Source organism: Methylobacterium isbiliense, from assembly GCF_022179325.1.
Classification (GTDB): domain Bacteria; phylum Pseudomonadota; class Alphaproteobacteria; order Rhizobiales; family Beijerinckiaceae; genus Methylobacterium; species Methylobacterium isbiliense.
The window spans coordinates 1-20,136 of sequence record NZ_BPQQ01000007.1 but is presented as its reverse complement, the minus strand read 5'-3'; the positions used below and the strand labels follow the sequence as shown (position 1 = coordinate 20,136).

18 protein-coding genes are annotated in these 20,136 nt (G+C 66.0%); 13 read left to right on the top strand and 5 right to left on the bottom strand.

Features of this window, described 5'->3' with window-relative positions; translation table 11 throughout:
- Positions 1-17: 17 nt before the first annotated feature.
- The 10 genes from MFF61_RS03430 to MFF61_RS34005 all read left to right on the top strand — a co-directional run bounded on the left by MFF61_RS03430 (position 18) and on the right by MFF61_RS34005 (position 12,275).
- Positions 18-809 (top strand): Bax inhibitor-1/YccA family protein, encoded by a 792-nt coding sequence (locus MFF61_RS03430; RefSeq protein ID WP_238233716.1) that lies wholly within the window; start codon positions 18-20, stop codon positions 807-809.
- A 167-nt stretch (positions 810-976) separates the two neighbouring features.
- The gene (locus tag MFF61_RS03425) at positions 977-1,372 is read left to right on the top strand and encodes a hypothetical protein (RefSeq protein ID WP_066735435.1); all 396 of its coding nucleotides are present in this window, start codon (positions 977-979) and stop codon (positions 1,370-1,372) included.
- 560 nt (positions 1,373-1,932) lie between these two features.
- Complete coding sequence (locus MFF61_RS03420) at positions 1,933-3,240, top strand: efflux RND transporter periplasmic adaptor subunit (protein WP_238233726.1); 1,308 nt, start codon at positions 1,933-1,935, stop codon at positions 3,238-3,240.
- 11 nt (positions 3,241-3,251) lie between these two features.
- On the top strand, positions 3,252-6,629 hold the full coding sequence (locus MFF61_RS03415) for an efflux RND transporter permease subunit (RefSeq protein ID WP_238233725.1): 3,378 nt from the start codon (positions 3,252-3,254) through the stop codon (positions 6,627-6,629).
- A gap of 46 nt (positions 6,630-6,675) precedes the next feature.
- Positions 6,676-7,071, top strand: a complete 396-nt coding sequence (locus MFF61_RS03410) for a hypothetical protein (RefSeq protein WP_238233715.1) — start codon at positions 6,676-6,678, stop codon at positions 7,069-7,071.
- Positions 7,072-7,381: 310 nt separating this feature from the next.
- On the top strand, positions 7,382-8,887 hold the full coding sequence (locus MFF61_RS03405) for a TolC family outer membrane protein (protein ID WP_373324556.1): 1,506 nt from the start codon (positions 7,382-7,384) through the stop codon (positions 8,885-8,887).
- 14 nt (positions 8,888-8,901) lie between these two features.
- Positions 8,902-9,438, top strand: a complete 537-nt coding sequence (locus MFF61_RS03400; RefSeq protein ID WP_238233714.1) for a hypothetical protein — start codon at positions 8,902-8,904, stop codon at positions 9,436-9,438.
- Between the two features lie 228 nt (positions 9,439-9,666).
- The gene (locus MFF61_RS03395; protein ID WP_238233713.1) at positions 9,667-10,950 is read left to right on the top strand and encodes an ABC transporter ATP-binding protein; all 1,284 of its coding nucleotides are present in this window, start codon (positions 9,667-9,669) and stop codon (positions 10,948-10,950) included.
- Entirely contained in the window at positions 10,947-11,456 is a 510-nt protein-coding gene (locus MFF61_RS03390; protein WP_238233712.1) for a copper chaperone PCu(A)C domain-containing protein, read from the top strand. Before MFF61_RS03395 ends, MFF61_RS03390 begins: the two co-directional genes overlap by 4 nt.
- Before the next feature lie 411 nt (positions 11,457-11,867).
- Positions 11,868-12,275, top strand: a complete 408-nt coding sequence (locus MFF61_RS34005) for a double zinc ribbon domain-containing protein (RefSeq protein ID WP_353960068.1) — start codon at positions 11,868-11,870, stop codon at positions 12,273-12,275.
- An 85-nt stretch (positions 12,276-12,360) separates the two neighbouring features.
- Here the strand turns inward: MFF61_RS34005 and MFF61_RS03385 are convergent, their stop codons facing one another.
- On the bottom strand, positions 12,361-12,633 hold the full coding sequence (locus tag MFF61_RS03385) for a hypothetical protein (protein WP_238233711.1): 273 nt from the start codon (positions 12,631-12,633) through the stop codon (positions 12,361-12,363).
- A 327-nt stretch (positions 12,634-12,960) separates the two neighbouring features.
- Between MFF61_RS03385 and MFF61_RS03380 the strand changes: the two genes are divergently transcribed.
- Entirely contained in the window at positions 12,961-14,481 is a 1,521-nt protein-coding gene (locus tag MFF61_RS03380; protein WP_238233710.1) for a phospholipase D-like domain-containing protein, read from the top strand.
- 210 nt (positions 14,482-14,691) lie between these two features.
- Positions 14,692-15,243 (top strand): DedA family protein, encoded by a 552-nt coding sequence (locus MFF61_RS03375; RefSeq protein ID WP_238233709.1) that lies wholly within the window; start codon positions 14,692-14,694, stop codon positions 15,241-15,243.
- 241 nt (positions 15,244-15,484) lie between these two features.
- On the opposite strand, the gene MFF61_RS03370 is transcribed toward MFF61_RS03375, so the two are convergent.
- Positions 15,485-15,811 carry a hypothetical protein gene (locus MFF61_RS03370; protein WP_238233708.1) on the bottom strand — a complete coding sequence of 109 codons (327 nt, stop codon included), beginning with the start codon at positions 15,809-15,811 and terminating at the stop codon, positions 15,485-15,487.
- A gap of 400 nt (positions 15,812-16,211) precedes the next feature.
- On the opposite strand from MFF61_RS03370, the gene MFF61_RS03365 reads away from it, so the two are divergent.
- On the top strand, positions 16,212-17,498 hold the full coding sequence (locus MFF61_RS03365) for a calcium:cation antiporter family protein (protein WP_238233707.1): 1,287 nt from the start codon (positions 16,212-16,214) through the stop codon (positions 17,496-17,498).
- Positions 17,499-17,681: 183 nt separating this feature from the next.
- On the opposite strand, the gene flgF is transcribed toward MFF61_RS03365, so the two are convergent.
- The 3 genes from flgF to MFF61_RS03350 all read right to left on the bottom strand — a co-directional run bounded on the left by flgF (position 17,682) and on the right by MFF61_RS03350 (position 20,079).
- The gene (gene flgF, locus MFF61_RS03360; protein ID WP_238233706.1) at positions 17,682-18,428 is read right to left on the bottom strand and encodes a flagellar basal-body rod protein FlgF; all 747 of its coding nucleotides are present in this window, start codon (positions 18,426-18,428) and stop codon (positions 17,682-17,684) included.
- Positions 18,394-19,086: a class I SAM-dependent methyltransferase gene (locus MFF61_RS03355; protein WP_238233705.1), complete on the bottom strand. Its 693-nt coding sequence runs from the start codon at positions 19,084-19,086 to the stop codon at positions 18,394-18,396. The genes flgF and MFF61_RS03355 overlap by 35 nt, the downstream gene beginning before the upstream one ends.
- Before the next feature lie 261 nt (positions 19,087-19,347).
- Positions 19,348-20,079: an outer membrane protein gene (locus MFF61_RS03350; RefSeq protein ID WP_238233704.1), complete on the bottom strand. Its 732-nt coding sequence runs from the start codon at positions 20,077-20,079 to the stop codon at positions 19,348-19,350.
- Between the last annotated feature and the right edge of the window lie 57 nt (positions 20,080-20,136).

Sequence of the window (20,136 nt, the reverse complement as noted above, 5' to 3'; positions counted from 1 at the left end):
TACAACGGGAGACAGCGATGGAACCGTACAATTCAAGAACCCCCACCTGGGGCAGCGCGCCTCTTGCTCGGAGCCAAGCCGAGGTCGACCAGGGCCTGCGCGCCTTCATGGTCGGCGTCTACAACAACATGGTGCTGGGGCTGGCGCTGTCGGCGCTGGTCGCGCTCGGGGTCAACAAGCTCGCCCTTGCGGGCTCTCAGGCCGACGCGGTCGCCCGGATCGGCAGCATTCCGCTGACCAGCTTCGGCCGGCTGCTCTACGCGACGCCCCTGATGTGGATGGTGGCGCTGGCGCCGCTTGCCTTCATCTTCTTCTTCTCGTTCCGGATGGACCGCATGTCGGTGGCGACTGCGCGGACAACCTTCCTCGCCTTCGCCGCGGTGATGGGCGCCTCGCTCTCGACGCTGCTCATCCGCTACACCGGCGCGAGCGTCATCCAGGTGTTCTTCATCACGGCCGCTTCCTTTGGCGCGCTCAGCCTCTGGGGCTACACAACGACCCGCAGCCTGTCGGGGATGGGCTCGTTCCTGATCATGGGTGCAATCGGGCTCATCATCGCCTCGCTCGTCAACATCTTCCTGGCTTCGAGCGCGTTGCAGTTCGCGATTTCCGTCATCGGCGTGCTGATCTTCGCGGGGCTCACCGCCTATGACACGCAGAAGCTCAAGGAGATGTACGTCTACGAACTCGGCTCGGCAGACGGCGAGGCCGCGGCCAAGGCATCGATCTTCGGCGCGCTGACCCTCTATCTCGACTTCATCAACATGTTCCAGTTCCTGCTCGCCCTGTTCGGAAACCGCAATCAATAGAGTGAGTTCGCCCGGCATGCGCGGCGTGACTGTCTCACGGGCTGAAGGTTGCGGGCCAGTCAGGGAGGCCTGCGGCACCTCAGTTTGGGCCAAGTTCCGCTGCAAGACAGCGTGTCGTTCGATCTGCGTTCAGATTTCTCCTGACACACATCATGATGAGGTGACGAATGTCTAATTTCCGTATGCTCTTGGTAGCGGCCCTCGCCCTCTCTCCCGCACTCGCCCTGGCGCAAGCGCATTCGCACGGGGCGGAGCACGGCGGCCAGGTCCAGAAGATCGGTTCCTACGAAGCCGAGCTCGTGGTCAAGGGCACGGATGCCATGCTCTACGTCCTCGACGACAAGGAGAAGAAGGTCGACGCGTCAAAGTTCAGCGCGACCGCGATGGTGCTGGCCAAGGGCAATGAGCAGAAGACACTTGAACTCAAGCCCGCTAGCGACAACATGCTATCGGGCAAGGTCGACTTCCCGGTCGAGGGTAAGTTCCGGGCTACCGTTACCCTCAAGACGGGGTCGACCGAGGTCGGTAAGGGCCGCTATAACGTCGACGTAACCAGCCGCTAACCACAGGCGCTTATCTCAGCAAGGCCATGGCTTCACGGACCACCCGATGCGCGAATGGACAGCGCCGCCCGTTGTGGCAGGCGTTGATCGCGCATGCCATGGCTATGGTCGTCTTCTTGACACTGATGGTGCCGCTTCAGGCCTTTGCGACCGGCCCTGATCCGGACCTCGCCTCGGCCGCGATCACGAACAGCACTGGGGACACAGATGTCCCCAGCCCTTCCGGGGACGCTGGGCTCGTCCAGCATGCGCATTGCGCCTGCCATTCGGCCGTCCGGCCGTCCTGGAGCGCCGTCTCGGTCGAGCGCGTCCGGTCAGCCGCGGATCACCCCGCGAGATCTGACGCAGCGCCTCGGCCCGGTCCGGGCTCCCTTCCCTTCAAGCCACCCCGCGCCTGACCGCCCTGAGGTCTGACGCGGCTCGGACACGAGCCGCCTCAGGCCTCATCCCAAGCTCGTCTTAATGGGCTTGGGCGGTCGAGCATCGGGCCGCGCCTGCACAGCAGGCAAGGCCTCGACAGGTTCGCTCCGCGAGCACCTGTCGGAGGTGGTGGTATGTTCCTGCGCTTTCTCTTCATCATCGTCGCGCTCGTCGTCGGCGTTGCCGTCGCGAGCATCGTTCCGGAGGTCTCACGGACCGCCCGAACCGTCATAGGCGCCGTGCCCCTGCCGGGGCTGGCTCAACTGAGCGCCCAGGAGCCAACGAAGGCCCCCCCGACGCAGGCCGAGGGCAAGGAGGCCCATGGCGGCGGCAAGGACGATGGTCATGGCCATGGAGCCGGGGGTGCCGAGAAGGAAGAGGGCAAGGAGGGCGTGCTCAAGCTCGCCGCCGATCAGATCGCCGCGGCCAAGATCGAGACGGCCAAAGCCTCCGACGGCACGCTCGCGCGGCGCCTGACCGTTCCGGGCACGGTCGTTCCCGCGGCGGACCGGATCGCGCGCGTTGCGGCGAAGGTGGTTGGAACCGTAGCAGACCTCAACAAGCAGCTCGGTGATAACGTCGCGAAGGGCGAGGTCGTCGCCGTCCTGGACAGCCGCGAAGTAGCCGACGCCAAGAGCGAGTACCTCGGCGCTCAGGTCAACTTCGACCTGCAGAAGACGCTCTTTGAGCGCGAGCAGATGCTGTTCCAGAAGAACATCACCGCCGAGCAGCAGTTCCTGCGCGCCCGCACCACCTTCTCGGAAGCGCAGCTGCGCTTCGACCTCGCCCGCCAGAAGCTCACGGCTCTGGGCGTGCCCGACAAGGAGATCGCCGGCCTGTCACGCCAGTCAACCGCCCTGCAGCGCTACGAGCTCCGCGCGCCGCTTGCCGGCCGCATCGTCGAGCGCCTCGTCAATCTCGGGGCAGCTGTCGGCGGCGAGGGCCAGCCCAAGGAACTCTATGGGATCGCCGACCTGTCGCAAGTCTGGGTCGATCTCGCCGTGTCTCCACGCGACCTGCCCTCGGTCAAGGAGGGCCAGGCGGTCCAGGTTACGGCGGGCGGCATGAACGAGCGGGCTGACGGCAAGATCGTTTTCAAGAGCCCGATGCTCAATCCGGAGACACGCTCCGCCCGCGTCGTGGCTCAGATCTCCAACAAGAGCGGCGTGTGGCAGCCGGGCGCTTTCGTGACCGCCGGGATCGTCGTCGAGGAGCAGAAGGCTCCCCTCGTCGTGCCGAAGACCGCGCTCCAGACCGTCGGCAAGGACCAGGTCGTGTTCGTGCGCACACCGGAGGGGTTCGAGAAGCGCGAGGTCGTGCTTGGCCGCACAGATGGGCAGTCGACCGAGATCGTGTTCGGGCTCGATCCCGGCGAGGAAATCGCGGTCGCCAACACTTTCACGCTCAAAGCCGAGCTCGGCAAGTCCGAAGCCTCCCACGCCCACTAAGGCCAAGTCTCATGATTGCCCGCATCCTTGCTTTCTCGGTTCATCACCGCTGGGTCGTGGTGCTCGTCACCTTGCTCGCGGCCGCCTTCGGCGTCTACTCGCTGACCAAGCTGCCGATCGACGCCGTTCCGGACATCACCAACAACCAGGTCCAGATCAACACGACGGCGACGGCTCTCTCCCCCTACGATATCGAGAAGCAGGTCACGTTTCCGATCGAGACGACGCTCGCCGGAATTGCCGGGCTCGAGTACACGCGCTCGCTGTCGCGAAACGGCTTCTCGCAGGTGACCGCCGTCTTCAGCGAGAAGACCGACGTCTACTTCGCCCGCCAGCAGGTCAACGAGCGCCTGACCGACGCCAAGAGCAGCCTGCCGCCCGGCGCCGAGCCCCGGATGGGCCCGATTTCGACGGGCCTCGGCGAGATCTACATGTACACGGTCGAGTATGTGACACCGGCAGGGGTCGGAGAGGGCGCAGCGAAGGGTACTGAGGCCAGCACGGCGCCCGCTAAGGGCGGAGCTCACGGGGCGAATGGCGCCGGTGCTGAGCGGCCGCCCGCACCTATCCAGGACGGCAAGCCCGGCTGGCAGAGCGATGGCACGTACCTCACCCCCGAGGGCCAGCGTCTCACCGACGACTTCCAGCGCGCCGCCTATCTGCGCACGGTCCAGGACTGGATCATCCGGCCTCAGCTGAAGAGCGTTCCGGGGGTCGCGGGCGTCGACTCGATCGGCGGCTACGAGAAGCAGTACCACGTCCAGCCCGACCCGGCGAAGCTGATCGGCTACGGGCTGTCATTTGGCGAGATCGCCACGGCCATTGAGGCCAACAACGTCAGCCGCGGTGCGGGCTATGTCGAGCGCAACGGCGAGGGCTTCGTCGTGCGCTCGGGCGGGCGCGTCGAGCGGATGAGCGAGATCGGCGGCATCGTGGTCGCGACCCGGGAAGGCGTGCCGATCCGGGTCAGGGACGTGGCCGAGGTCACCATCGGCAAGGAGCTCCGGACCGGCAGCGCGAGCGAGAATGGCCAGGAGGTGGTGGTCGGCACCGCGCTGATGCTGATCGGCGGCAACAGCCGCACGGTCGCGGCGGCCGTCGACGCCAAGATGCAGACGATCAACAAGTCGCTGCCGCCGGGCATCATCGCCAAGACCGTCCTGAACCGCACGCTCCTGGTCAACGCCACCGTAAAGACGGTGAGCAAAAACCTGGCCGAGGGCGCCGGGCTCGTCATCCTGGTGCTGTTCCTGCTCCTCGGCAACTTCCGCGCGGCGCTCATCACGGCGCTTGTGATCCCGATCGCCATGCTCCTCACCATGACCGGAATGGTGCAGGGCCGGATCAGCGCCAACCTGATGAGCCTCGGCGCGCTCGACTTCGGCCTCATCGTCGATGGCGCCGTCATCATCGCCGAGAACAGTTTGCGGCACCTTGCCGAACGACAGCACGAGTTCGGCCGCAAGCTGAGCTTGGGTGAGCGCCTGACGACCGTGCGCGAGTCGGCCGAGGAGATGATTGGCCCATCGGTGTACGGGCAGGCCATCATCATCCTCGTTTATGCACCGCTCCTGACCTTCACGGGTGTCGAGGGCAAGATGTTCGAGCCGATGGCGCTCACCGTCATCATCGCGCTCGTCGCCGCCTTCGTGCTCTCGCTGACCTTCGTGCCGGCGATGATCGCCATCGTGATCACCGGACGCGTGCAGGAGAAGGAGAACTTCTTCGTGCGCGGCCTCAAGGCCATGTACCGGCCAGTGCTGCGAGGAGCCATCCGCTTCCCGGTGTCGTTCATCCTCGGGGCCGTTCTCCTCTTCGCCGCCAGCGCGGGCTTGTTCACCCGGCTCGGCCAGGAGTTCATCCCGACCCTCGACGAGAAGAACATCGCCATGCAGGCGCTGCGCATCCCGTCGACATCGCTGTCCCAGTCGCAGGAGATGCAGTTCGCGGTCGAGAAGGCGATCAGCCGCTTTCCGCAGGTCGCGTTCGTGTTCTCGAAGACGGGCACGGCGGAAGTCGCAGCCGACCCGATGCCGCCGAACGCGTCCGACACCTTCATCATCCTCAAGCCGCAGGAGGAATGGCCCGACCCCAACCTTTCGAAAGAGCAGCTGATCAAGGACATGGAGGCGGCGGTCGGCAGGCTTCCCGGCAACAACCTGTCGTTCACGCAGCCGATCCAGATGCGCTTCAACGAGCTGCTTGCGGGCACCCGGGGCGATCTCGCCGTCAAGGTCTTCGGCGAGGAGTTCGAGCCGATGCTCGCGGCCGCCAACCAGATCGCCAACATCCTGCGCGGGCTTGAGGGCGCGGCTGACGTCTCGGTCGAGCAGGCGACAGGCCTTCCGTTCCAGGAGATCAAAATCGACCGCGACGAGATCGAGCGCCGCGGCTTGAGCCTCACGGCCGTTCAGGACGTGATCGGCACGGCGATCGGCGGACGAGAGGCCGGCCTCGTGTTCGAGGGCGACCGGCGTTTCGACATCGTCGTGCGTCTGCCGGACGGCATCCGTGCCGATGTCGACGCGCTCTTGAATCTGCCGGTGCCTCTTCCGGCGGCTGCCGGCCAAGGAGCCACTGGGGCGACCATTCCTCTGCGGGAGGTGGCCAGCATCGAGATCGCGGAAGGACCCAACCAGATCAGCCGCGAGAACGGCAAGCGGCGGGTGGTCGTCACCGCCAACGTGCGCGGGCGCGATATCGCCTCGCTCGTCAACGAGGCGCAAGCGAGGATCGCTCAAGAGGTCCAGCTGCCCGCGGGCTACTACATCACCTGGGGCGGCCAGTTCGAGAACCTGGCGGCCGCACGCCAGCGGCTCATGATCGTGGTGCCGGCGTGCTTCGCCCTGATCTTCCTGCTTCTGTTCAGCGCACTCGGGTCAGCACGCGACGCCCTCCTGGTGTTCAGCGCCGTGCCGCTGGCGCTGACGGGCGGGATCTTCGCCCTGTGGCTGCGCGACATGCCGTTCTCGGTCTCCGCCGCGGTGGGCTTCATCGCGTTGTCGGGCGTCGCGGTGCTGAACGGTCTCGTCATGCTGACATTCATCAAGCAGCTCATGGATGACGACGTGCCGAAGCTCGAGGCGATCTATGAGGGGGCCCTGGTGCGCCTGCGCCCGGTCGCCATGACGGCGCTCGTCGCCTCGCTCGGCTTCGTGCCCATGGCACTCGCCACCGGAACGGGAGCCGAGGTCCAGAAACCGTTGGCGACCGTGGTCATCGGCGGCCTGATCAGCGCGACCATCCTGACCCTCGTGGTGCTGCCAGCGCTGTATGCCCGCTTCTCCGGACACAAGGCGCGGGCGCGCGTCGACTCTCATCACGAGCCGGAGCTGCCGGGCACGCCAGACACGGAAGAACATGTGCCAGCTAGGCAAGCGGCTGAATGAAGGGGCAACGGGAATGCGGCGGTCCGACAGAGCTCAGGAGAAATCGATGCCGACACCAACCCTCCGCGGCAGCGCGCTTCAGGCCAGATCCGCGCTGCCGGCGGTTCTCGCAACAATCGCAGGTCTCATGGCCGGACAAGCCCAGGCCCAATCAGTGAAGATCGTCGGCATCGGCGCCGCGAGCTGCCAGGTTTTTCTTCGCGAGATCGCCGGTCGCCCTGATGTCGAGAAGAACTTCTTCGCCTGGGCGCAGGGCTACATGAACGGGCTTCTGATCCGGGCGCCTGCGGGCAAGGACGAAGGACTGGACCTTACGCCCCCGGCGTTCCCTTTGCTGAAGCAGGCGGAGTTTCTGCGCACCTTCTGTTCGAAGAATGCGGGGGAGGATTTCAGCGACGGGGTGAACGAACTTTACCGCACCCTTCGAGCTCCGCCTGGGTGAACGGTCCGGGATCTCTCCAGGCGACCCCCATCTCAGCCGACGACGCAAGCAAGTCCATGATTTTACCCTCCGTCATCCTGATCGCCTCGCATCTCGTTCTGCCGGTCGGCAGCCCACCTCGGCAGGCGGACTGCATTGCCGGACCGCATGACCCCTTGCGCGTGCGGCGGCTGCCAGGTGTTGCGGCGACCACCTCCCGGCCGAGAAACCCGCTCGAGGATGAGGGGCCGCATTGCGTCGAGCGAGGAGGGGAGGCCGCACCGAACAACCAAACGGGGCAGAAGCCCGCTTTGCGCGACGGTTCACGCTGATGGCTCACGCCGTCCCATCGCTGGGCATCTCGTTCGAACGCGTCACGACCCCATGCCCGTGGGGCAATGACCGGCGAGACAGTACCCCGTGTCAAGGACGTGATCGCCACACGCGACGGACCATCGAACTCCTCCTGACAGGCGCGCTTGCAGGCGTCGCCGTCGCGTTTGGCTCGTATGGAGCGGCCGCCGAGACCCTGCCGGGTGCGCTGGCGCGGGCTTATGGGGCGAACCCCCAGCTTAACGCCGAGCGGGCGAGCGTGCGGGCTGTGGACGAGAACGTGCCGCGGGCGCTCTCCGGATACCGGCCCCGGATTTCTGCAGAAGCCGACGCAGGTGTCGCGGCGATGCGGAGCTCGATGCCGGGCGGCATGGAAGCGGCCGGCGGCCAATCCGGCTCTCTGTTTCCCCGCGGGGCGGGGATCACTCTCAACCAGACGCTCTTCGACGGCTTTCGGACGCGCAACAACGTGCGCACGGCCGAGTCGCAGGTCTTGGGCGCCCGCGAGGCGCTGCGGAACACGGAGCAGAACCTGCTCTTCGATGCGGTCTCCGCGTACATGAACGTGTTGCGGGACACGGCGATTCTGGATCTGCAACGCAACAACGTCGAGCTCCTGAACGAGCAGCTCAGCCAGACGCGCGAGCGCTACGAGGCGGGCCAAGTCACGCGCACGGACGTGTCGCAAGCGGAGGCGCGGCTCGCCGGTAGCCGGTCCCAGGTCAGCCTCGCCGAAGCCAACCTGCGCGCCAGCATCGCGCGGTACCGTCAGGTGATCGGTGTCGACCCAAAGACGCTGGCCCCGGGGCTGCCCGCCGATCGCTGGCTTCCGCGCAGTCTCCCGGCGGCTGTGCAAGTCGCGCTCGCGGAGCACCCGGCGATCAAAGCGTCCCTGCACGGCGTCGATGCGGCCGAGCTCGAGGTCAAAGTCGTCGAGGGGGAACTCTATCCCTCGCTCGGCCTCAGCGCCGGGCTCTCGCGCCGATCCGACGTCGAAACACGCGGCGACGCTCGGACCGCGGCCACTGCCGTGGTGCGCCTGACGGTCCCGATCTATGAGGGCGGCGAGGTCTATGCCCGCACGCGCCAGGCCAAGGAAACGGCCGGCCAGCGCCGCATCGAGGTCGAGGTCACCCGTGATCAGGTCCGCGCCGCCGTGCTGTCGGCTTGGGGACAGCTCGAAGCCACCAAGGCCCAGATCACCGCCGCCCAGACCCAGATCCAGGCAAGCGAAATCGCGCTCACCGGCGTGCGAGAAGAGGCGCGCGTTGGACAACGCACGACCCTCGAGGTCCTCAACGCGCAGCAGGAGCTGCTCAACGCGCGGGTGAACCTCGTCACGGCCCAGCGCGACCGGGTCGTGGCGTCCTACAGCGTGCTGTCCGCCGTCGGTCGGCTCTCAGCCCGCGTGCTCGCGCTTCGAACACCCAGCTACGACGCCAAGCGCCACTTCGACCAGGTTAAGGATCTCTGGATCGGGGTGCGCACGCCCGATGGTCGGTGACACAGGAGATGACCATGACTCGGATCACACGCCGCTCATTCCTTGCTGCCTCGTCGGCCGCCGCGAGCGCGTTCGTTCCTGCGGCCTCGAGTGCAGCCCCTCGCGTACGCGGCGCCGGACAGGCGCCCTCTTCCGTTGCGGTGGACGTCGATCGCCTCCTGGCCCTTGGCCTCGGCCCGACGGCCGAGTTGATCCGTTCGGCGATGACAGCCGAGCTGCAGACTGTGTTCGCCGACCGTCTTGGTGGTCAGAGACTGGTGGTCCGCCTCACCGGATTGACGCTGTCTGCCTATGTCGGAGGGGGAGCAGGAGGTAGCGGTGGCGGGGGCGGCGGGGGCGGCGGCCGAGGCGGCGGCGGAGGCGATACGGACTACCTTGAAGGGGAGGCGCTTGTCCTTGGCCCGCGGGGCGAAATCGTCGCCCGCTATCCGCAGCTCCTGGCGTTGCCGTCGAGCACCGGGGGGGCCTGGTACCAGCCCGACAACGAGCAAAGGCGGATCGTGATTCTGGCGCGCTACTACGCCCAGTGGTTGCGGCGGACGATGGGCTAGGCGGGCTGATCAGGAAAATGCCGAGGGCAGGCCAGGGATGAGCATCCGGCTACGTGATTTCGTCATCGAGTTCCATCGCGAAGCACTGCCCCCGCGCGCGCGATGGGAGCGGGAGCGGCTCCCCGGTAAGACCCGGGGGGCCGCTCCTATGCCGGGCAGTCAAAGAGGGAGCGAGGACGCCTGATGAGACCAAGAGGGAAAACGCCCGGACCGACGAGGAGCTGAACGGTGTTGCAAGACACCGTCGAGCAGCTTTACCGCCTGATGCACATGGTCGTGTGGGTCCACACCCCGCAAGACCATCGCTGGATGCTGCCGATCTTCGTCATTGTGCTGGTGGTCACGCCGGCTTGGCTGGGATGGCATCTGCTGCGGCTCGTGTGGTCCGCCGTTGTACATTGGCGGCGCGGACGCGCGCGGAGGGTAGCTGACGCGTCAGCAGACTCGAAGAAGGCCTTTCCCACTCTCGAGCGCTTCGTGCTGCGCGCCACCGTGCCATTTCAGGTCCGCTTGGTGGTCTTGTCCGTCCTCACCATCCCGGCCACCTACGTCCTGCTGCTGCTGCCGAAGCACATCATCAATCACGCCCTGGCCGAGCATGGGCCAAAGATGGATTTCCTCGGCATCGCGCTCGATTCGGAGGCGTTGCTCTTTGCGCTCTGCGCCAGCTACCTTCTCGTCCTTACGGCCAACAGCCTGATCAAATACACCGCGAACGTAGTCCGCGGCCGAGTTAGTGAACGCATCGTCCGCCGCATCCGGCTCGCCGTGATCCGGCGCCGGCGTGCCGAACAGTGTCCGCGCGGCCGGTCAACCCTCGCCGCGGTGGCGATCCAGGAATGCGAGCCGATCGGCTATTTCGGCGGCAGCCTGCTTGTCGTGCCGCTGATCCAAGGTGGCACGCTCGTCACGAGCGTCGTCTTCCTGTTCGTTCAGGATGTCGCTCTCGCCTTTGCGGCCGTGATGATGCTGCCCCTGCAGATCGCCGTCCTGCCGCGGCTGCAGCGGCGCATCAATGGCAAGGTGCGCGAGCGCGTGCACGTTACGCGCAGCTTCAACGCCGCGCTCTCGCACGAGCCCGTTGATATCGAAATTGTGAGGCACGTTGTCTCGCCCACACGCCTGCATTCGCGTCAAGCTGAAGCTCTTGAGCAGGTGCGCCTTGAAATCACCGAGCTGAAGGCGCGGTTCAAGACCCTATACAACTACACTTCCAACCTGACGCCGTTCTTCTTCTTCGCGATCGGCGGTTATCTCGTGCTTCAGCAGCGCCTCTCCCTCGGCGCACTCGTCGCGGCGCTCGCCGCCTACCGGGAAATTGCGCCGGCCTTGCGCGAACTGTTTGATTTTGCCCAGAACTGGTCGGACGCCCGCGCCCGCTACGCGGAGGTGGTTGCCACCCTTCAGGCGCCCTCGAAGCAGCAGGCCGAGATTATCGCTCCTGCGGTGCCGCGCTTGCGTCTCATCGAGACAAGACCGGCCTCGCAGCAAGCTGGAAGAGACGGGCGATGACCTGCTTGCATATGGAATGCTCCCGGTCGGAAAGCGTTGCTTGGCTTCGCTTGGTTGGGTTCGCAGCAGCGTTTCTCGCACTTGTCGCCACGAACCCAGCGAGGGCGGACAAAATTTCGGACGCGACCGGCGACATTGCCATCATCGATGCCGCCATCGAGCCCGCCAAGCGGGGCGCTTACACCAACGTGTATGTCCGGATCGAAAACGGCGGCTCGAAGACGGTAACCCTCAAGAGCGTCGAGACGAAGCTCGGCGAGCGCGGCGCTTTCGACGCGCATGCCGGATCGGGCTCGTTCCACAGCGACTCGTTCAGCTTCGGTCCCGGCGAGCAGGTGAGTTTCGATGACAGCCGCTTCCGGCTCGTCCTCGGGAGGCTCCAGCGCGACCTGATCGAGGGAGATGTGGTTGAGGTAACGTTTGCCTTTGACACCTCATCGGTCGTTGTTCCGGTCCACGCTCATGCCGACCCAGCACGGCAGAACAAGCGTAGAGGCCGCCCATGAGAGGCGAATGCTCTCAGGCCACAAGAGCCCTCCTGTTGCGGGAACCGCGGGGCTGGCGTGAGGGGACCGGCAGCGCCGGGTTACTTGCCGGGCTGAAGGAAGGCTTGAGAAGGTCTCGCTGCTGCGCCGGTTCGATCTCGGGCAACCTGCTGCTGCGGCCGGAGAGCGGGTCCAGCTGCCGTGACCGACGATTTCCGCGACAGCCGGTATGGCTCCGCTTTGCCTCACATGCCCCGAATTCTGGTTTTGTGCATCGCTGGGCGACAGGAGGAGGCGCCTGCTCGCTTCTATGAGAAAGAGCGCATAGCCTCTTGACCCTCTAGTGGCTAGAGGAACTATATCACCGAAAGCAGGGCGGCGAGCGTGGATCGGAACGTCCACAGCGAGACGGCCCAACATGGGAGACCCATCATGAGCTCGGATTTTCTCGGACGTCTGTTCGGCGGCGGCCGTCACGGCGGAAACCACGGGGGAGGCCATGGCGGAGGTCACCGAGATGACCATGGCTATGGCTACGGCTCGCCCTGGGGTGCGCCCGCGCCTGGCCCTGTGCCAACTCAACCCGCCCCGGGTTCCTTCAGCCAGCCGGGTTGGACCTCGCTGCCGCAAGCTCCCGCCCATGATTGCAACGCCGCTGCCGAGCGAGTGCTCGTCTGCCCGAGCTGTCGGAGCGACAATGCGCCTGACAGCCGGTTCTGCGCGCAGTGCGGGCAGCGCCTTGGGCAGGCGGAGCAGGCTTGCAAATGCGGCGCGGTGCTCGCGCCAGGCGTCAAGTTCTGTCCTTCGTGCGGCGCAGCGGCCGCGGGGGCGAGCGCCTGAGGGGCTTCATCGCCCTACAGGGTGCGATGGCGCCCGCATCGTTGAAGCCTGGGGGTGCGGCGCCTCGTCCAAGCGCTCCCTTATTTCACCCACGAAGAGGAGAGCTACCATGGCGCAAGACAAGCCCGGCCAGCATCACGATCATCCCGGCCACAAGCCGGGGGACGTCGACCAGCACGGCCACCGCGACAAGGCCGGTCAGAAAGAGGTGCCCGGCCAGCACCATGATCACCCGGGCCATAAGCCGGGCGATCTCGATCAGCACGGGCATCGGGACAAGGCGGGTCAAAAAGAAGTGCCCGGTGAGCATCACGATCATCCCGGCCACAAGCCCGGGGATCTGGATCAGCACGGCCATCGCGACAAGAGCGGCGCGGGGAAGAAGTAAAGCCCCGCCTTTTGTAACCACGCACGGCCCCGCGCACCTCGCGCGGGGCCACCATCAGAGTTGCTGGCCGCGAAAACGGCCCGCAGCAGAGGTGAAGTCGTTTGCTGTCCGTCGCAGTCCCCGTCGGAGCAAGTCCGAGCTCGAGACCCTGGTCCAGGCGCATCTCGTCGTAGACACCTGTGCCCGGCGCGGACAGCACCTCTATGCACAAGCCAAGGATCTCCTCGCCGACACCCCAGCAGGACGGTAGGCGAGGTTCGACAGTGAGTCCCGGCGTGACGAGGAGATCAAGTGAGCATGACGGAATCCCCAAGGTCAGGGCATCATCTTCGACATGTCGCCCCTGATATTCCGGGCGGCGCTCCGCTGCTGCAACCCGGCCTGACCTGCTGGCGGGTGGAACGCGCCGCCCGACTTGCTCCCATTGTCGATGCGGCTCCTTACTTCAGGCTGGTTCGGGACGCCCTCCTGCGCGCGCGCCATTCCGTCCTGTTCATCGGCTGGGAATTCGACACCCGCATCAAGCTTGATCCCGACACCCCTCTTCCAGGCTTGCCGGACCGGCTCGGCCCGTTCCTGTCCGCTCTCGTCGAGCGTCGGCCCGAACTCTGCGTCCGGGTGCTGCAATGGAACCTCGGCCTCATCGGGACGCTCCTGCGCGGCACGACGCCCCTCTACGTACTCAACTGGATCACGAGCAAGCGATTCCAGTTCCGGCTCGACAGCGCCCATCCTCCCGGGGCCGCGCATCATCAGAAAATCGTGGTCATCGACGACGCGCTTGCGTTCTGCGGCGGCATCGACATGACCGATGACCGCTGGGACACGCGCGACCACAAGGACGGGGATCCGCGCCGGGTGCGACCGTCGGGACGAGCTTACGGCGCCTTCCATGACGCCACGATGGCGGTGGAGGGGCCGGCGGCCGCGGCCTTGGGCGAGCTCGCACGCGAACGCTGGCGACGGGCGACGGGTGAGCAGATCGAGCCGCCTCCTGCAGCGAACCCGGATCTCTGGCCGGAGGGATTGGCCCCTCTTCTTTGCAATGTCGAGGTCGGGATCGCCCGCACCGAGCCGGAATATCACGGCCGGACCGGGGTGCGGGAGATCGAGGCGCTTCACCTGGCCGCGATCGCGACTGCTCGGCAGGTCATCTACATCGAGGGCCAGTATTTCGCGGCCCGCTGTGTTGGCGAGGCGCTCGCGGCACGTTTGCGCGAGCCGGACGGGCCGGAGATCGTGGTCATCAACTCGCAGCGGGCCCGCGGATGGGTCGAGGAGAAGGCTATGGGCGGCGCCCGCCAACGTCTCCTCGCGTACTTGCGAGAAGCCGACCGGTACGGCCGCTTCCGGATCTACCGCCCCGTCACGGCAGACGGCGCGCCCATATACGTCCATGCCAAGGTGCTCGCGATCGACGACCGGCTGCTGCGGATCGGGTCGGCGAACCTCAACAACCGGTCCATGGGTCTGGACACGGAATGTGACCTTGCCGTCGAGGCGCACCCGGGCGCGCCCGACGCGAAAGCCAGATCACGCGCTGTCACCACCTTCCGTAATGAGCTCTTGGCGGAGCATCTGGCGACAAGCCCGGACACGGTTGCCGCAGCCCTCCTTCGCACAGAAGGCTCGCTCGTTCGAGCAATGGAGGCGCTCCGACGGGGCTCGGGCCGGACGCTCATGCCGATCGAGATGCCGATCGCCGACGCCACGCCGCTGGGCGACGGCGAACTCTTAGATCCGGAGCAGGCTGAGCCGATCTGGTCGATGGCGGTGCACGTCTTTCAGGACCGCTTCGCATGGATGAGCCGAGGATGACCGGCGCAGGCAGGCGTTGGCCAGACCTTGTCGCCAAGTTGCCAAGATGTGCTTGCGATCAGCCGGATGCTCAAATCCAGGCGATGAAGCCCGAAGGATTGCCGGCATCGACGTCGTCCTGGGCTCCGGCAGGGCGGGAAGGAGGTCGATCTGTTTGATTGGATCACACAAGGCGTCGATCGTGGGGGCTATTTTGGGGTTTTCCTCCTCATGCTGGCCGAAAACGTCTTTCCGCCGATCCCCTCCGAGGTGATCATGCCGCTGTCCGGGTACGTTGCGGCCCGGGGGCAACTGACCTTCGCCGGTGTCCTGCTGGCCGGCACGGCGGGCTCGCTCGCGGGCGCGCTGTTCTGGTACGCGGTCGGGCGATGGATAGGCCGCGACCGCCTCAAGCGCTTCGCCGCCCGCCACGGCCGTTGGCTTACCTTGAGCCCAGCCGAGGTCGACCGGGCAAGCGCCTGGTTCGCCAGGCGTGGAGTTTGGGCGGTCCTCGTTGGGCGACTCGTGCCGGGCGTGCGCACCCTCGTCTCGGTGCCGGCCGGGGTGGCCGGCATGCCACTTATCCCCTTCCTCCTCGCGTCGGCGGTCGGCACGCTTCTGTGGACAGGGCTCCTTGGGGCCGCGGGCTATGTGCTTGCTGAAAGCTACCGGGCCGTCGGAGGGTGGATCGAGCCGGCCGGGAACGCGGTCCTCATCCTCGCCCTTGGCGTCTACGGCTATAGAGTAGCAACGTTCCGAAAGCAGGCCGGGGAACTTCAATGAGCGTGCGCGACGTCGCTTCGGGGCTGCACCGTAACAGGCGGCCTCGTCGATGGGGTAGGCAGAATGCCACGATCGCGAGAGAGGGTGCCCCCTTGGCCTGCGTTGACATCATCTCTGCGTCTCGTCAGGAGGCCCCACGACTATCCTTCGGGCTGCGCAGCTGCGCCCCCATGGCCGTGCATTCGTCGGGGTGACACGGTCGAACTCTCTACGACAGGTGTCTAACGGGAGCCGAGCATAATCAGCGGTGACGTGGCGCCAGCAGGGCGCCGATCCTCGACAGTATCAAGGGTGCGGCCATGAGGGCGAGGACGCCCATTGCCCAGACAACAACAATCGCCGGCTTCACAACGACTTTCAGCAAAGCCAAGGCCTGACCGATCAGGCCGCCAAGGTTGAGACCATCGACGACGCTGGTCGCCTCCTTGCCGACGCCGGTCGCGGTCGCGAGATTCTTCCCGCTCTCCACCACGAGGCCGGCATTGGCCGCGACCCAGCCGATGAGGCTGTCCGCAAAAGCATAAGCCGTCCAGGCGAGCAGCGACCATACAAGAAGGCCGACGACCACAGCGATCCAGGAGATCGGCCCAGCTCTTCGCGGCGCCGGCCGACCGCCTTCGAGCGGGCCAGTGACCGATCGACCGGGAAACATGCCACCAGCGTGACCCGCACCAAGCCAACCGCGACCCCGCCTATGTCCACCCATGTCGGCCCTCCATGGCTGATCTCGCTGCGATCCGGAATGGGATCGGCCGCGAGCCCAAGATGGGCACTCCGACCTCTTGGTTTTAGCTGATCGCCAAGTTAAGACGAAACGCCGCATGAGGCTTACGCTGGATGCGCGGACGGTCGTCCTTCCGCGAAAGCACATGAGCGCCTATCCCCAGGTCGAGTCCGAGGCTGTGAAGCCACAGCCCTGAGGGCGTGGCCGTTGCAGGCGCTATGCGTATCTTTGAGAAGGAGTTCGCGTGAGACGGTTTCTGATCCTGGTCGGCATCGCCGTGTTGGCAACCGTGCCGGCCGTTCTCTTCCGTCTCCTTGGCCTGCGTCCGAGCCCGATCCTGGACGCGGCGATTTTTGGCGTCGCCATTCTGGCTGCCGGCTTCCTCCTATCCTGGGGCGCTGAGGCGGCCGAGCAGTACATCTCTCAGGGGCTGATCCTGGCCGTCGTGGCGCTCGTGACGGTTCTGCCCGAATACGCCGTGGACCTCTACTACGCGTACCAGGCCGGCCGCGCCGGCCCGGAATCCCAGTACGTCCATTACGCGGCCGCCAACATGACGGGCGCCAATCGTCTCCTCGTCGGCCTCGCCTGGCCGTTGATGGTGTTCCTGCATTGGATCAAGGACCGCCACCGCTCGATCGATCTCGCACCCGCCAATGCCGCCGAGATCGGCTTTCTCCTGCTCGCCAGCCTGTATGCCTTCGTCATCCTGTTCAAGGCACGCATCTCGCTCCTGGATTTCGCGGTCCTGGCCGCGATCTTCGGCGCTTACGTCTGGCGGGTGCGCAACCTGCCGAAAACCGATAACCCGAACGAGACGGAGGAGACAGGCCCGGCGGCGGCGCTGAACGAGCTCTCCCTCCGCGCGCAATGGGCCGCCATGGGGACTCTTGTCGTGGTCGCCTGCGCCGTCATCCTCACGGCCGCCGAACCCTTCGCCGAGGCCATGGTGGAGACGGGCCGCGTCCTCGGCATCAACGAGTTCCTGCTCATCCAATGGCTGGCGCCTCTCGCCAGCGAGGCCCCGGCGGTCTCGGTCGCGGTGCTGTTCGTCCTCGCCAATCGTGCCGGCAACGCCCTCACGGCCATGATCAGCGACAAGATCAACCAATGGACGCTGCTGGTCGGCATGCTGCCGCTCGCCATGAGCGTCGGGGCGGGCGCCGTCTCGGCGCTGCCGCTCGACGCGCGTCAGAGTGAGGAGTTCTTCCTGACGGCCGCCCAGTCGCTGTTTGGCCTCGCGCTTCTGCTGCGCCTGCGCCTCAGCGTCTCGTCGGCGCTGGCGCTCGCGGGCCTATTCGCTCTCCAGGTCGCGCTGGCGTTCATTTTCAGGAACGACGAGGCGCGCACGATCGCCACCCTGACCTGGCTTGCCTGGGCCTATCTGGGTCTTGCCGCGCTGTTGTTTCTGATCAACGGTCGACGGCTTGTGGCCATTCTTCGCACCGCCTTCCTGTCACCATCGACGGCGATCCAAGCGGCGTCTTCACCGCAACAGCCAGCTCCCGCCATTGATCGTCTCCCTGGCTGATTGTTGTTATCGGAGCTCCGGGGCTGAGCCAGGCCGGCCATGACCCCGTCAATGGGCTTCGGCGTTGCAAGAAGCAAGGAGGGCCGCCGCCGTCGTCGGAGAGCGTGCTGGGGGCGGGGGCGCGCTCTCGACAAGCGGGCTTGGACGTGATCGCGTTGGCCCGCTCTGCTCTCGCGAAGCCCGTCAAAACTCCGCGAGCCGTTTGAGCTCATCAAGGTCCCCGTCTTCCTTTAGCAGCGAGCTGACCAGCTGATAGGCCCGGTTGATCTCGACCAAGCGGCTCATCTCGAGGGTCGCTTGCACGTTCGATTTCTCGAGGGCGCCTTGGAAGAGCCGGACGGAGCCGGCCGCGAGCTCCCTCGGGGGCTGATCCGACCGGAAGAGGTTCCCGCCGTGCGCCTGCAGGTTCTGTGGAGCTTCGAAACGCACGAGCCGCAAGCGCCCGCGTGGGCCTTGTCTCGTCGAGATGACGCCGTCGGCGCCGATCCTGGCCTCGCCCTCTTGGGGCGATAGGGCGAGCGGGCCGGTGGTGGTCAGGACGGGGTCGCCGGCCATCGTGACGAGCCGTCCCGCGCTGTCCAGCGTGAACGCGCCGTTGCGCGTGTAGCGCTCGCCCGCGGGGGTCTGAACGACGAAGAAGGCGTCCCCGTCGATCGCTACGTCGAGCGGGCTCCCGGTAACCTGGGGCGCGCCTTTGGAGAAATCCGTGAAGCCGGCATCCGCCGCGACAAGCGAGACGGGCCGCTCGGGTTTGGAGGTGATCTCCGCCCGTTCGACCGGCGCAAGGTACTCCTGAAACCTCACGCGTTTCGCTTTGAACCCGGTGGTCTCGACATTGGCCACGTTGTTCGCCACCGCATCGAGCTCACGGCGGAGAGCCACCAACCGCGACAGCTTAATGAGGGCTGTTTCGCTCACCAGATCCTCCATCGAAGCCTTGAAGCGCCGGGGCAGTCACCCGGAGCGAGCGCGTTTTTGGCATGACTTCGTTCGACCGTGCATGGGAAGGACGTGGTCTTCTCCCAAGAACGCAGACAAACGGGGGGACCTCTTCGGTCAGTTGCCTCACCCGCACATCAACCAGCCCGACCGCGATCATCGACAAGCGAAGGTCTTCGCTCATGACGAGGAGATCGCTCCGGGTTGCACTCGGGTGGCGGAACGCGAGCGCCATCAGACCGTCGAGCCGCAAACGGTCGTACAGCAGGCGGATGAATCTCGTCTTGTCCTCGAAATGCTGGATCTGATCGATCGCGAAGACCTTGTCGAACGACGCTCCATAGCGTCCAAGCGTCTCGGGGCCGCCGAGATGAAGCTGGAGTTGTCCCATCCAGACTGCCCAGCGTCTGCTGCGGTAGGCGAGAGCGAGCTTGAGCAACGACCGATCGGTGCCGGCAACGAAGGCAGCGCCGCGAGCCAGGCAGAGCGACAGGGCGGCTCCCGAGCCGCAGCCGACCTCCAGCACCCTGTCGCAGGGCGTCACATGGAGGAGGTCGACCGTGCGCAATCGCGCCTTGAAGCGCGCTGGCGCCCGCAAAGCGAGCCACGCAGCAACGCGCCTCGCGAAGCGGGGTTGCTGGGCCAGCATGTCGCTCCACCAATTTAATGAGGAGGGATCCTCTACATCACGTCTACGCTAGGCATCCCGGAGCCGATCGGCAATTCGTCCGGTCGTCGCGCTTGGCGCCGGCCATCGATGATGCGGTCAGACCTCATTCCCCGAGGAGCCCGGCGTGGTCCTGCTCACCCCGGTGCGCCCCGAGAGACACCGCTCGCCTCGGCGTCTCGGGAGATCGTCGGGGAGGCTGAGCCGGCGACGTGGGTCGCCGGCTCGCGTCTCAACCGGATCCTAGAACTTGTAGTTCAGGCCGGCGCGCACCACCCCGAATTCGGCGCGGTTCTGATTGGCGCCGTAGACGACGGGAGTGGTGACCGCATAGGCGTTCCGGCCGCCATTGTTGAGGCTCACATAGAGACCCTCGACCTTGGCCGTCAGGTTGTGGGTGAAGGCGTACTCGACGCCGCCGCCGAGGGTCCAACCTCCGTTCGTCTCGCTTCGCCCCCCCGAATAGTACGGGGAGGCTGTCGTCAGCGGGTATGCGTAGGCGCCATAGCCGCCGACATCGCCGTAGGCGAAGCCACCGGTGCCGTAGACCAGAAAGCGGCCGAACGCGTAACCAAGCCGGCCGCGCACCGTGCCGATGTAATTGCCGCTCGAGCTACTCCCGTAGGCGTACTTCCGTCCGAGATCGGCGTACTGGAGGTCCGCCTCGACACCGACAACGAGACCAGCGCCCGGCGTGAACTGGTGATTGTAACCGACCTGCCCGCCTCCGACGAAGCCGCCGTTCGAGCCGCTGCCGCCGTAATAGCCGTACGGCGCCGTCGCACCATAGGAGGTGGAATTGCGGTTGCTGCCCCAGCCGTAGCCGGCGTTGACGCCGACATAGAAGCCGGTCCAGGTGAACACCGGAACGGCGACGAAGGAGGGGGGTGGCGCGTAGCGTGATGGGAGGTCGGCTGCGCCGGCCGCCGACGACAGGGTGGTGGCCCCGAGAAGGGCGATGAGAAGCTTTCGCATTGGATGGTTCCTTGAAGAGAGATGTTTTGGTGTGACTGAGATTGCCCCCGAACTGAC